Source organism: Christiangramia fulva, assembly GCF_003024155.1.
GTDB lineage: Bacteria > Bacteroidota > Bacteroidia > Flavobacteriales > Flavobacteriaceae > Christiangramia > Christiangramia fulva.
Genome location: NZ_CP028136.1, coordinates 1,685,358 through 1,699,330, shown reverse-complemented (window position 1 = coordinate 1,699,330; position 13,973 = coordinate 1,685,358). Strand labels below are relative to the sequence as shown.

Genomic DNA, 13,973 nt, shown 5'->3' with positions numbered 1-13,973 from the left:
ATTTCAGATTTAAATGGTAAAATATTCTGCCAGTGGTCCTAAAGCGAGGGCAGGGAAAAAGGCAAGGGCAGAAATGATCAGTATCACGGCTAATAAAACAGCTGCAAATGCCGGAGTGTCCATTTTAAGAGTCCCGGCCGATTCAGGCACGAACTTTTTACTGGATAGAGAACCTGCAATTGCAAGCGGTCCAATAATAGGAAGAAATCGCGCGAATAACATTACAAGACCGGTGGCTATATTCCAGAAAGGAGTATTATCGCCCAGTCCTTCAAAACCAGATCCGTTATTTGCCGAAGCCGATGTGAATTCGTACATCATTTCAGAAAATCCGTGAAAACCGGGATTGTTAAGCCAGGGTAAACGCGGATCCTCGGTAAGGAGATAGCTGGAAAGCGCAGTTCCTGCCAGGATGAGAAGTGGGTGTAAGATCACCACGATCGCAGCTATTTTGATCTCACGGGCCTCCAGTTTTTTCCCAAGAAAATCTGGCGTCCTCCCAATCATTTGGCCGGCAATAAATACTGCAATGACCAGAAAGACGAAGAAGTTAATAAAACCTACACCTACTCCACCGTAAACAGCATTGATAAACATATCCAGGAGAAACACACCTCCCGAAATTGGTGTATGGCTATCATGCATAGAGTTCACCGAACCATTGGAAGTTGCAGTGGTAGAAACTCCCCACAAAGAGGAAGCAATCGGCCCAAACCTCATTTCCTTGCCTTCCATATTTGCGGCCTGATGTAACCCCATAGCCTCAAAATTTGGATCACCCGCAACTTCCTGTGAAGAAGAGATATACACAAAGGCTATAAAGAGCAGCGACATTACCCCAAAGAGATAATAGCTTAATTTTCGCCTTCTCATAAAGAAACCGAAGGCAAAAACCAGGGCCATGGGAATGAGTATGATGGCAATATTTTCTGCCATGTTGGTGAGATAATTCGGATTTTCGAACGGATGTGTGGAGTTAGGACCAAAATACCCTCCCCCATTGGTTCCCAGTTGTTTAATAGAGACCATGGGAGCAGTAGGCCCACCAGCCACCATCTGGGTATCTCCTTCAAGAGTAGTAACCTTCTGCAGTCCTTCAAAATTTGAAGTGGTTCCGTTAATACTAAGGATCAAAGACAGGATCATCGCTATTGGCAGAAGTATTCTTGTACAGGATTTAAGCCACAGGTCGTAAAAATTCCCGAGAGCCTTGCTGCTCTTATTCGCCAATCCCCGAAACAGCAAACCACAGGCAGCGATTCCTGTTCCTGCACTTACAAACTGCAGCCAGGCAAAAACTGCGAGCTGTGTAAAGTAACTGGCCCCGGTTTCCCCAGAATAATGCTGCAGATTGGTGTTCGTCATAAAACTGATAGCCGTATTGAAAGCCAGAGTTGGTTCCCAGTTTCCTATTCCTACGGGATTCCAGAATTTTATGAGCCCCTGAAACAACAGGATTAGAAAGGCAACAATAAAGAAAACCAGGTTTAAACCGAGCATTGCCTTCATATTCTGCTTCCAGTCCATTTCTTTGGTGGGATCCACACCCCCGAGCTTGAATATAAATTTCTCCAGAGGCGCCATAAAGCCCATCCAGTTCTTTTCTCCCTTAAAGATCTTTGAGATCAGCCTTCCTAAAGGGATTGCAAATATTATTGCCAGTAAAAAAATGAGAACCGCGCCAATAATTTCTGATTGATACATCGTTTAGAATTTTTCTGGTTTAACAATGGCATAAAACAAATACCCAAGGGTGATTACCGATATTATGAGTAAAATGATCATAACTTTTACTTTATAGTTATTAAGGTTAGTTGCATGACACTCTTCGCATTGCGCAGGCGATAGGAAATATGAAATGGCAACTGACTTTCATTTCCTCCAGCACCTGAATGATTTCTGGTAAAATTTTGAAAACTCAAATTGCACCTCACGCAATTCAGCTTTTTGTAATACTGATCCAGTAAAAGCAGTTGTACGTATTTATTGCTGTGAAGAAATAGATAATGGGTAAAATTGAGCACCTGTTTGGCCCTTTCCACAACTCCCCACTTCATGGCATCATTGGTTTCTGCCGCTAACAAGCTTGTTATTTGGGCAAAGTTTTTCTTTTCTTTTACCATTTCCGGAAACTCGATAAGAATTAGATCTTTTGAATCTTTATGATTTAGCATGACTTTAAAGGTTAGTTATTGAATTAGTTGATCAAACCAATCGATAGATTTGAATAAAATGATAAAGCCAACGATACAGAGTATCAACATGGCCAAGCCTAATAGAAATTCCATGGTTTAATTAATTTTGGATTACATTTAATAAAGAATGAGTACCTGCCAGACAAAACAGGAATAAAGCTTTTTTTCCTGATAATTTTCTCTACGGGTTTCATCGCAGTGTTCGATTTCATTTTAACTTTTCAGATTTTATAGGTCCAAAGCCAAAACCGATACCATTTGGAAAAAAAAGTCACTATTAAATTTTAAAAATCTGATATATAGTTATTTATAAATCGATATTATTTTTAAGACAAATTCACTCCATTAAAAAAACCCTTCAAATATTGAAGGGCTTTTTACTATCTGAAAGGATTATGGTGTCTATTTGAATATCTTACTTACGGCCTCAACATCATCTTTTCTTGACAATAATACAAGGAGGTCGTTTTGAACAACTTTAGTATCTCCTTCCGGCACCAAAATCCTGTTGTTACGTTTTATCAAAACTACCCGTGTATCTGCTGGAAGAATTTTTTCGTTCATCATATCTTTGATGTACATATTTTCTATTTGCGAGCCTTTTTCAATCAGCATTTCCAAAAGCTCAAAGCCATCCCCCAGGTCAAGGAATTCTTTCACCCCGGGACCTTGAACTGCTCGGTAAAGGTATTTACCATTAAGTCTGTAAGGGCTTTCTACTGTATCTATCCCGAGTTGCTCGAAAACGGGTAAAAGATCATCGTTGTTCACAGAGCTCACCAGCCTTTTGATCTTTAGTTGTTTTGCCAGTAAGATAACCAGGGCATTTACAGCATCATCGTCAGTGGTAACAATAATGGCATCTGCCTGTACTTCGTTCGCTTCATTTAAAACATTTAAATGAGTGGCATCTCCATGAATTACTACACAATCATAGGTTGAAGCAATTTGATTAGCCCTTTCCTTATTTTTTTCAATTACACAAACTTCATTCTTATCCTGGATCGCAGATTCTATAACATGCTTTCCGGTTCTGCCAGAACCAATTATTATTATATTCATACTTTCTAAATTTTTCTAGGTTTCATTCCGTATAAAAACAACCGTATTACGACTAAAATGGGAATAATTTCTATTCTCCCGCTCCACATTTGAAAAATATATACCAATTCCAAACCACTGGACATTGACGGATCTGTAATCCCCGAGGAGAGTCCAACTGTTCCCTGAGCCGACGCAGATTCAAAAAGGGCATCTGCAAGCCCAAAATCTCCTTTCATTAAGTAAAGAGTGACTATAGTAGAAATGAAGACAAACAAAAGGTACATCAAAACGAACATACCTGTTTTGGCAAGCTCTCTGTTCATTTCATTAGGTAAGAGTAATTTGCCGTTGAATTTTATTGTTTTTACAGTGTTCTTACTTAAAAAGATTTTATTGATATGCCATCTCAATCCCTTTTGAAGTAATAGAGCCCTTATAATTTTAATTCCGCCAACCGTAGCACCGGCGGCACCACCTACCACCATTGCAGTGACCACAATAAAAAGCACAGGAGCATCATCCCAGGAGCCAATGGCAGAAGTTTGCCAGCCAGTCGTGGTCAAAGCGCTTATAAACTGAAAGATGCCTTCTCGCCAGGGCGAAACAACTCCACCCGAGCCAATTAAAAAAAGAGAGAGTACAACACTTCCAAGAATACTTGCCAAAAGGATAGCCCGCGTTTGTATATCATACCAGAACTCTTTAAAATCTTTCAAAAAGATAATTCTGAATAAAAAAGGAATAGACATCCCTCCAAGTAGCATTGGGAGAATAAATAAGGCATCCATTTTTGCTGAATGGTAACCAGCAATGCTATCATCCAATACGCTGAAACCGCCAGTGGATTGGCCAGCCATCGAGTGATTAACAGCATCAAAAATATTCCTTCCCAAAGGATAATCTGGTAAAATAAAATAAGTTCCTATAAAAATAAACAGGAAAGAAAACGCAGTTACCAGGAGGTAAACCTTCCAAATTGCCCTGGCGGTTTGGATGACATTACTTCGAACTTTTGTTCCGCTAGCTTCAGAACCATATAATAAAACAGCAGATTGCCCTGGGATTTGCTTGAAAATAGCCAATGCCATGACAATAAAGCCTGCACCACCCACCCATTGAGAAAAAGATCTATAAAATAATACGGAATACCCCACTGAAGGCTCATGGTATGCCATAGTTAAACCTGTAGTGGTAAAGGCACTGGTACTCTCAAAAATACAATGTAAAGGATTTCTGAAATTCATTAAACTTGAAACATAAGTCTCTCCCAAAGGCACGAAAGATTGCATCACATTTAAGGGTGTTATATGAGCAATAATAAAATAGGGTACTCCGCCTAAAATGATGATCATAAGCCAACCTAGTGCTGCAATTATCAGAGATTCCTTATGTGCAGGATCAGGTGCACCTTTAAGACTTTTATATATTAGAAAACCTATACCACTAACTATAAGACCAGAAATTACAAATCCCAGGAGAGAGTACCATTCTCTATATATAACAGAAACGATTCCCGGGATAATCATTACGATTCCAAGTAATATTTGGAGGCTTGCAATTTGTCTAATTATACTTCGCAACATTCTCAGTACTGGTAAAAAGGATTTTAGGCACTTTCTTTTTTTACCTTAAAACATGATTGGTTTAAAAAGAAAGATTTGGGATAAAATACATAGCTCAGGAAAAAGGAATTGATTAAATCTTATCCCATAAAAAATTCTTCAAACCTTATGTCAACCTCCGTACCAACAAACCTTAGTCACCTCCAACCGACTGTTCTTCAGAATAAAAAAATTACCAATTAAAATCTTTTAAAAAAAAACCCTTCAGAAATTGAAGGGTCTTTGCAGAAAGTGAAGACTTATTATTCTAGCTCATATTCTTTAACCTTATTGTAAAGAGTAGTAAGACCAATATCTAAAAGTTCTGCAGTTTTTGTTTTATTTCCTTTCGTGTATTTTAGGAGATTCCGAATATGTTCTTTTTCAACATCCTTTAATTTATAGAGACCAGTAGAAAGTCCAGGATTGCTGTTTAAAAGAAAATCAAATGGAAGCAAATCAGCGGTAAGTTTTTCCTCATTAGCTAGAATGATGGAGCGTTCAATAATATTTCGCAATTCCCTAATATTTCCCTTCCAATGATGCTCTTGAAGGGCCTGAATAAAGTCCTTGGAGACTGTTTTAATATTTTTATTAGCTTTTAGGCTAATATTTTTAACAAAGTAATTGGCTAAAGCTGGAATATCTTTTTTTCGTTGATCCAGGCCTGGTAAATCAATAGTAAAGACTGAAAGGCGATAATAAAGATCTTCTCTAAAAGCTCCCTCTTCTACTGCTTTTTGAAGATTCTTATTCGTCGCAGATATCACTCTAACATCTACTTTTTTCTCCCGCGATTCTCCAAGCGGAATAAAGGTTCCTTCCTCAAGAAAACGCAAAAGCTTCGCCTGAAGTTCAAGATCCATTTCACCAATTTCATCTAGTAATATGGTTCCTAAATGAGCCTCTTCAAACAGGCCTGGTTTATCTTTAATAGCTCCGGTAAAAGCCCCCGCTTTATGGCCAAAAAGTTCACTTTCAAGAAGATCCTTCCCAAGAGCACTGCAATTAATGGCTAAAAAACTTTCTGTTGCTCTATTACTTTCAGAATGGATTGCTCTTGAAAACACCTCTTTACCAGACCCGGTTGGACCTAATATTAGAACTGTGGTGTCCATTGGAGCTACCCTTTTTGCCATTTCAATGGCATTTTTTAAAGGTTTGGAGCTACCTATGATTCTATTAAAACCAAATTGTTCGGAAATTTGAGATTTAAGTCGTAAAATTTTGTACTGTAATTCGGCTTTATCATAGGCCTTGCTTAGAAGTGGCAGGATTTTCTTATTATCATCTCCCTTTACCAGATAGTCAAAGGCTCCCTGTTTTATGGCCTTTACCCCATCTTCAATCTTGCCATACGCAGTAAGACAAATGATCTCTGCTGCCTTATTGATCTCTTTAAACGTATTTACCAATTCAATCCCTGAAATATCGGGTAATTTAACATCGGTAATCACTACATGAATTCTTTCCTTTTTGAATAATTTTATAGCCTCCTTACCTGTCGGTGCTTTGAAGACATTGTATCCTTCAAGTTCAATAATTCTGGAAAGCATATTAAGAATATCCTTTTCATCGTCAATAATAAGAATGGTCTTTTTCATTTTATTTTAATCGGAAAGTTATTACAAAGAAAGGAATTTAAAGGAAAATAAAGGAGATACAATTTTTTTGCCGTTTTACATAAAACGGGAAATATTTTTTAATCTGAATAAATCTTAGCGTCCCTTAAATGTGGTTTTATTTTAAATTAAAAAAATCCTGAGAAAGCTAGATATTCGAAATGTTCAGAATCAAAAATCAACAATACTATTTAATGCTTTATCTGTTTCATTATTTATAAAATAAGACTGATACATCATAGTGGTGGTAACTGAGGAATGTCTGTATAATTTTTGAAGCATTTGGATTGGAATCTTATCCCCCGCAATATGGCCAAAACTGTGACGGGCAATATGCATACTTAACTTTTTATTAATCCCAGCTCTTGAGGCAATATTGGTTAAGTGAGCATTGATATTTCTATTTGCCCGTTTAGACTTGTCAAATAGTTTCTTCTTATCCTTAGAGCTTACCACTTTTAATTCTGGAAAAATATAATCATTTTCATCTCTCTTATCTTTTATGTAATCTTTTAAAATCCCATGAACTTTATCGGGTAGCTGTAGTGAGACTAGTTTAGAATTTTTGTTCATTGTATAATGAATCCTATTATCATAAATATCACTCCAGCGGACTTTCAAAACATCTGCTATGCGGATTCCGGCAAGATAAAAACTAAAAAGCCAAACATTTCGAGCATGATGCTCTTCCTTTGTAAGGTCTTCCATTTTCTCTATTTTTTTTATCTCCTCCCGGGTTAATCCAATCTTCCCTGCTTCAGGAAATTTTATTTTTATCTTATCTCTGCCAAAAGGATAGAATTTGCGATCAACCATGCCCTTTCGGATAGCCTTGTTAAATAAAAGCCGAATGAGCACCAAATGGTTAGCAATGGTCCGTTCTGAAATCTTTGGAGTATTCCTTAGGTAGGCCATATATTTTTTAAGGAGATTTTCATCCAAATCCTGGAAGGATAACAGGTTTGATTTATGAAACCGCCTTATATGTCCAATAACTGCTTTATCTACAGAATGTCTTCCAAATTTACTATTGATTTTAAGTTCATTCAGATGTGCATCTGCAACATCGAAAAAATTACTGTTACCATTTTTATAAGTAATTTCTTTTTTAATCTGATTAGCAGAGTAATCCTTTCCTTCGGATTGCAATTCAAGAAGAAATTTATTAGTCTCTGCTAATTTAATTAGCAATAGACTATTTAACCGTGTTGCATATGGATGGCTTTTTTTTACCAAACATTTGGCCTCATCCCAGTATTTTAAATCAATATAATGCCCAATGTATAGATATGCCGATCTTCTAAATTTTGTGATCCTGATAGCTAGGGGATAAAGGCCATTTTTATTTGCTTTTTTTCTAAGAGTAATAGAGGCAGTAGATTTCATAGTTTAATGATTTACTTCCACTCTAAGATAATCCATTTAGGTACAACATAGGTACAACATTTTGCCATTTTAAATGATATTTTATGATATTATGTAAAATACAAAATGCTCTAATTAATTGATTTTAAATATATTAAATGTTTTTCTGCAAAATTTTTAGAAAACTTAGGATCTAGTGCCGCGAGGTGTGAAGGTTCGAGTCCTTTCGCCCGCACAAAAAGCTCTTCAGAAATGGAGAGCTTTTTTTTTCCAAATTCTGGAGGTGATGAAATTGGACCGTTAATAGGAGAAAAAAATATTACCATCTCTTAAAGTGAACCTGCTCTTTCCTTTAAAAATATTTCCCTACTGAATTACGGCAAACTCTTTACTTTTAAAAGCAATCGGAAAATACAGTTTATTTTCAGGCTGTAACTAAAAAATTAGAACTTCAGAACTCTAATTCAGAATCTTGTGTGATATTTAGAAAAAATATAAATTCCCAGAATAATATAAAGAAATTATAAAAATCAGGAAGAAAATAGAGTTATCATTTCTTACACAACTTGTATTTAAATAATTTCGCCCTCTTGTAAAACTATTCCTCATATGAAAAGTAACGACAAAGTTCCCTCCAGGCGAATGTTTACACTAAGCTTAGCCGCCTTAGGGGTTGTTTTTGGTGATATTGGTACGAGTCCGTTATACGCCGTCAGAGAATGTTTTTTCGGAGACTTTGGAGTAGAACCTACCACTATTAATGTTATGGGAGCTATTTCCTTAATTTTTTGGGCCCTCATTTTAGTGATAAGTCTTAAATATCTTACCCTTATTTTAAGAGCCGATAATGATGGAGAAGGTGGAATACTTGCCTTAATGGAACTTGTACTGCCCCGAAAGAAAAAAACCAGAAGGTTAGTTATCCTAACCATGGGACTTTTTGGAGCAGCCTTATTATATGGTGACGGCATGATCACGCCGGCAATTTCTGTTTTAAGTGCCACAGAAGGATTAAAAGTAGCCACTCCTTTTTTTGAACCTTATGTGGTGATCATTACCGTGATCATACTTATTGGACTTTTTATTTTTCAGAAAAGAGGAACGCATGGTGTTGGGATGATCTTTGGACCCCTTATCCTGATCTGGTTTTTGTCTATTGCGGCACTGGGGGTATCTTCTATCATTAAAACTCCTGAAATTCTGAAGGCAGCAAATCCGTATTACGCTTTTGAATTCTTCAAAACCAATAGCTGGCATGGGATTTTTATTTTAGGCGCGGTATTTCTGGTAGTCACAGGAGGAGAAGCCCTGTATGCAGATATTGGCCATTTTGGAAAAAAACCCATTCGCTGGGCATGGTTTACCGTTGTATTGCCGTGTTTATTAATGAATTATTTCGGCCAGGGAGCATTGCTTTTGCGCGATACCACAAGATTAGAAAACCCATTTTATCACCTTGCACCTACCTGGGGTTTATATCCTTTGGTGATCATTGCTACAATAGCGACTATTATTGCTTCGCAGGCGATCATTACCGGGGCGTTCAGCTTAACTTTCCAGGCATTACAACTTGGATATTTCCCGCGTTTAAAAGTCGTTCATACTTCAGAAAAAGAAGAAGGACAGATCTATATGCCACATATCAACTGGATGATCTTTATAGGAACAATTACATTGGTACTTGCATTCCAGACATCAAGTAACCTGGCAGCGGCTTACGGAATTGCAGTTACAACCACCATGGTGATAACCACTTTGCTGGCCTTTATCGCCATGAGAAAATTGTGGAACTGGAAGCTCCCTATAGCAATCGTTATAACTATTTTCCTGCTTTGCATCGACCTTTCCTTTCTCTACGCTAACATAGATAAAATTCCCGATGGCGGTTGGGTACCCTTACTGGTTGCAGCTCTCATCTATTTCACAATGACCACCTGGTCTAAAGGAAGAAGAATCTTAAGCATTCAGCTCACCAAGATCATGACTCCTTTAAAGAGATTCATCAGAGAATTAAAGGAGAAAGAAGTTGAAAGGATTCCTTTAACAGCTATTTACTTTACCAAATCGCCGGACAGGACTCCACCGGCCCTGGTTCAAAATGTCAAACACAATATGGTTGTTCACGAACAGGTCGTAATCGCTTCAGTGAATTTTAAGTCGGTTCCGCATATTCCGCCAGCTAAGCGAATCACCATTAAACAGTTGGGAAATGGCTTTTTCCGTTTGATCATCAGTTATGGTTATATGGACCGAACAAATCTTCCTTTAACAATTTCTACCATAAAAGATGATAATTTGAAAATTGACATGGAAAATGTGGTGTATTGCCTGGGAAGGGAAACCCTAATCGTACATGGTAAATTAGGAATGGCTGAATGGCGGGAATCCCTGTTTTCTTTTCTATCAAGGAATTCCCAGCGTGCAACCCGATATTTCAATCTTCCACCGGAGCATGTTCTGGAAATTGGAACCAATATCGAGATGTAGGGCTTTTTAGGAAAAGCTTTTGATCAGTTTTTTGATGTTTTTGGTATGACCATAAACCACCATTAAGTCTCCCTCATGTAAAACCGTTTTTGCAGAGGCCAGATCCTGAACATCAATTTGTGAAGTTTCAATACCCAGTTTATTTTTCTCTTTAATATACTTCATGGTGGTGAGAACGATAAGATTGTAATTTTTCCGAAGGGACAATTCCTGTAATGACTTCCCATCAAAGGCTGAAGGGACCTCCACCTCCACCACATTATGTTGGGGGTTAAGCTCAAAACTATCATACACTCCAGGCATATTTAATTTCATAGACCATCTATCTGCAGTTTCTTCTTCAGGATGAATGATCTCACGAACGCCCATAGCCTCTAAAACAAGTTGTTGAAGTGGCGATATCGCCCTGCTGATCAAACGTTTAACATGAAGTTGCTGCATTACGGCAGTGGCCAGGATACTGGCTCCGGGATCCTCTCCAATGGCAATTATGGTAGTATCTGCATCTTTATAAGGCAGGCTCATGACCGCATCTTTATCGGTTGCATCAAGGCTGATCACATGGGTAATTTTATTTTTTAAACTTTCAATTCGGGGCATACTAACATCTACTCCAATCACTTCATTCCCTAAAGACGATAATTTTTCGGCGAGAGAAGCTCCAAAGTTGCCAAGACCTACGATGATATACTTCATTATGTTGCGGGTTTTAATTCCCGAAGAAACAAATATTTATAAGAGAAAATAAATATTCAGAAATCTAATTTAAGAACTTTATAAAAAACATCTTTATGGTATAAAGAAAATATAAACGAATTTACAGGAATCTATACCCAACCCCACTTATTGTGATAAGATGTTGCGGCTGATTGGGATCGATTTCTATTTTTTTCCTTAGCTGCGCTACATACACCCTGATATATTGCGTTTCACTCGCAGCTCCAGGCCCCCATATTTCTTTTAAAAGATACTGATGAGTCAAAACTTTTCCCAAATTCTGGGCGAAGAGCGCCATTAAATTGTATTCAGTAGAAGTAAGTTTAACTAATTCATCATTTAATTTGACGGTTTTGAAAACAAGGTCAATTTCCAGATTTCCTGTTTTTATAGCGGGCGTTATTTCTTCTGAACGGTTTAACCGTAAGGAAGCCCTGATCCTCGCTAACAATTCACCGGTCCTGAAGGGTTTGGATAAGTAATCAGTGGCACCGTTATCTAAAGCTTTTATAATATCCATTTCAGCATTTTGTACCGAGAGAATAATGATAGCTCTCTCGAACCATTGCCTTAGTTCCACTAAAACCTCATGCCCATCCTTATCGGGTAATCCTAAATCAAGGATTATCAAATCTGGAGCATGATTTGCAGCAAGATTGATTCCTTCAGTCGCTGTGGAAGCAGCGATCACTTTATAATTATTACTTTCCAGAGAAATTTTTAATAATTTTCTTATTTGTGGTTCATCATCAATTACCAGGATCTCACCTTGTTTCATCTTCGGTAGTTTTATAATAATTTATTTCACATGGAATTTCAATTATAAATTCCGCTCCTCCTTCGGGCAGGTTTTTCAGTGATATTTGGCCATTATGAGCTTTGGCAAATCCCTGCGCGATAGAAAGTCCCAAACCTGTCCCCCCAGTTCGGGTATTTGGAAGCCTATAAAATTTTTGAAATACGAGTCCTAATTTGTCTTCAGGAAAACCATAGCCATTATCTTTTATACTGATACTCATTTTTCCCTGTTCAACGCTTCTTCCTATTAAAATTTTTGAACCGGGAGGAGTATACTGCACCGCATTATGAACTATATTATAAAGAATTTGTTCTACAAGCGGACCGTCTATTTTTAAAAGCGGAATTTCATTTTCCTGTACCAGAACGATAGAATGTTCAGAAGTTTCATCCCAATTAGCATTAATAACAAGATGAATAATCTCATCAAGATCATACCAATCGGGCTGGATCTTAATGTAATCGCTATCCAGCCTACTCATATCCAAAAAATGTTCTACCTGTCGGTTCAAACGCTGACTGGCAATCTCGATCTCATTGTAAATATCCTCTTTTACTTCTGTGGAAATCTGTTCCCGGTTATTCTTTAAAACATCTACCGAGCCTATAATGGTCGCAATAGGTGTCTTTAATTCGTGGGAAAGTGAATTGAAAAGAGTGTTGTAAAGTTCCAGAGTTTTTTCCCGTTCCTTTCGCTGATTCGAAATATTTTCCATTTTCCGGATCTTGGAAGTAAAAAATCCGTTGATAACAGCTATGACAAAATACATCAGGAAAAGCAGCGCATCCTGGGGAGTACTTATACTAAAGGTAAATTCTGGTGGAATAAATAAGAAATTCCACAGTAAAGCACTCATTACCGCAGCCGATATAATTGGAAGAACATCCAGAAACATTGCTAAAATCGAAACCACAAGGAGCAGGATAAGAGCAACCACATGATATTCGGCCTCACCAAATATAGAATTACAAATAAGGGCCACAATGCTTACAGAACCAACCCCAAGCAAATACTGTACTCCTGCCCGGTCTTTTATACCGTCTCTGAAAAAGGAAAATCTATTTCGCAAAAAATGTAATATAAAACTAAGGTAGCACATAGGTGCTTTGAAAAATAAAGATAATCTTCCCACTATTAATTACTGTCCAATTTTACAGAAAAAAGCGAAAACGGAATAGAAAAAACAGTTTTGTAGAACTGGTTTAATCCTGCGCCGGCTCGAGCATTCCCTTAAAATATTAGCTCAATTTATCCGAAAAATTGCAAGTCCTTGGGGGATGCCAGCGATTTTCTTATTCCTTTTTTATGTACTCAAATTCTTCTGAATCTTCTTCTAAGGGCTCTTCGACTTCAATAATATTTTCAATAGTTCCTTTTCTTTTATTCGTCACAGGCGGGGGAACACCACCGCTCAAACTAACTCCAAGCATTGCTAATGTTATAAATAAAATGAATCCGAAAAGCCTCAAAATCTTTTTGAAACTCCTCATAACAAAAATTTTTTATGCTGATATTCAGCAAATAGTTTTGAAAATTTTGAAAATTTTGCCAGTGAATGGCCTGAGGAATTTAGATGATGTAATTGGAGTTATTCTGAGTGGATTGCAGAAATCTGGTAAGAATGGAACCTTTAAATGAGAGGAACTCTTTATTAATTATAATAAACTGAGTAGCTGATTTTTCAGTAGTCGATTCATCATGCCAGGGATCCACTTCGGAATTTTGCTGACTGAAAATCTGATTGAAATAATTCTGAAACTGAAAAGTTGAGCTGTAATAATTTGGATTCTTTTCTGAAGCAGAGAATAACTCGGTTTGATTAGTATCGGGAGTAAAAGAAAATCCTGGAAAGTCAGAAAAAGAGAAAATAACAAGAACAACAGAGAGGGCAAAAAATCCTCTTAAGAAATTCTTTCCTATTTTTTTATTTCTCATCATGTTATAAAAATACACTTATTTTAAAAAGAATATTAAAAGGTTATTGATAAATTCAGTTTAATCCTCCTGATATTTCTCTGAGGTTGAATTTTCAAAGTATCGGTAAATTGTGATAATAGATAAGATTTCAGCTGTTGAAATTTGGATTCTTTTCGGATAGTAGCAGAAAGGGACTTAATTTATTTATTGTGAATTTAGATATAAG

13 protein-coding genes are annotated in these 13,973 nt (G+C 37.1%); 1 reads left to right on the top strand and 12 read right to left on the bottom strand.

The genetic code is table 11. The features are described from left to right. Positions 1–9 precede the first annotated feature (9 nt). The 7 genes from kdpA to C7S20_RS07760 all read right to left on the bottom strand — a co-directional run bounded on the left by kdpA (position 10) and on the right by C7S20_RS07760 (position 7,848). Positions 10–1,704, bottom strand: a complete 1,695-nt coding sequence (gene kdpA, locus C7S20_RS07790) for a potassium-transporting ATPase subunit KdpA (RefSeq protein ID WP_107011959.1) — start codon at positions 1,702–1,704, stop codon at positions 10–12. Positions 1,705–1,707: 3 nt separating this feature from the next. Further along, positions 1,708–1,785: a K(+)-transporting ATPase subunit F gene (kdpF, locus tag C7S20_RS19955; RefSeq protein ID WP_107014141.1), complete on the bottom strand. Its 78-nt coding sequence runs from the start codon at positions 1,783–1,785 to the stop codon at positions 1,708–1,710. A 5-nt stretch (positions 1,786–1,790) separates the two neighbouring features. Next, positions 1,791–2,174, bottom strand: coding sequence for a hypothetical protein (locus C7S20_RS07780; RefSeq protein ID WP_107011958.1), 384 nt, complete (start codon positions 2,172–2,174; stop codon positions 1,791–1,793). 423 nt (positions 2,175–2,597) lie between these two features. Continuing rightward, positions 2,598–3,257: a potassium channel family protein gene (locus C7S20_RS07775; protein ID WP_107011957.1), complete on the bottom strand. Its 660-nt coding sequence runs from the start codon at positions 3,255–3,257 to the stop codon at positions 2,598–2,600. A 5-nt stretch (positions 3,258–3,262) separates the two neighbouring features. Continuing rightward, entirely contained in the window at positions 3,263–4,822 is a 1,560-nt protein-coding gene (locus C7S20_RS07770) for a TrkH family potassium uptake protein (RefSeq protein WP_227009128.1), read from the bottom strand. Positions 4,823–5,103: 281 nt separating this feature from the next. Further along, positions 5,104–6,444, bottom strand: a complete 1,341-nt coding sequence (locus C7S20_RS07765; protein WP_107011956.1) for a sigma-54-dependent transcriptional regulator — start codon at positions 6,442–6,444, stop codon at positions 5,104–5,106. 189 nt (positions 6,445–6,633) lie between these two features. Further along, positions 6,634–7,848 (bottom strand): site-specific integrase, encoded by a 1,215-nt coding sequence (locus C7S20_RS07760; RefSeq protein WP_107011955.1) that lies wholly within the window; start codon positions 7,846–7,848, stop codon positions 6,634–6,636. A 588-nt stretch (positions 7,849–8,436) separates the two neighbouring features. Between C7S20_RS07760 and C7S20_RS07750 the strand changes: the two genes are divergently transcribed. Continuing rightward, positions 8,437–10,314 (top strand): potassium transporter Kup, encoded by a 1,878-nt coding sequence (locus C7S20_RS07750; protein ID WP_227009127.1) that lies wholly within the window; start codon positions 8,437–8,439, stop codon positions 10,312–10,314. Between the two features lie 6 nt (positions 10,315–10,320). Here the strand turns inward: C7S20_RS07750 and C7S20_RS07745 are convergent, their stop codons facing one another. The 5 genes from C7S20_RS07745 to C7S20_RS07725 all read right to left on the bottom strand — a co-directional run bounded on the left by C7S20_RS07745 (position 10,321) and on the right by C7S20_RS07725 (position 13,768). After that, positions 10,321–11,010 (bottom strand): potassium channel family protein, encoded by a 690-nt coding sequence (locus C7S20_RS07745; protein ID WP_107011953.1) that lies wholly within the window; start codon positions 11,008–11,010, stop codon positions 10,321–10,323. A 121-nt stretch (positions 11,011–11,131) separates the two neighbouring features. Then, on the bottom strand, positions 11,132–11,809 hold the full coding sequence (locus tag C7S20_RS07740) for a response regulator (RefSeq protein ID WP_107011952.1): 678 nt from the start codon (positions 11,807–11,809) through the stop codon (positions 11,132–11,134). Beyond that, positions 11,796–12,899, bottom strand: a complete 1,104-nt coding sequence (locus C7S20_RS07735; RefSeq protein WP_227009126.1) for a sensor histidine kinase — start codon at positions 12,897–12,899, stop codon at positions 11,796–11,798. The genes C7S20_RS07740 and C7S20_RS07735 overlap by 14 nt, the downstream gene beginning before the upstream one ends. 223 nt (positions 12,900–13,122) lie before the next feature. Then, the gene (locus C7S20_RS07730) at positions 13,123–13,320 is read right to left on the bottom strand and encodes a hypothetical protein (RefSeq protein ID WP_107011950.1); all 198 of its coding nucleotides are present in this window, start codon (positions 13,318–13,320) and stop codon (positions 13,123–13,125) included. 79 nt (positions 13,321–13,399) lie between these two features. After that, entirely contained in the window at positions 13,400–13,768 is a 369-nt protein-coding gene (locus C7S20_RS07725) for a hypothetical protein (RefSeq protein WP_159039898.1), read from the bottom strand. Positions 13,769–13,973: the final 205 nt, after the last annotated feature.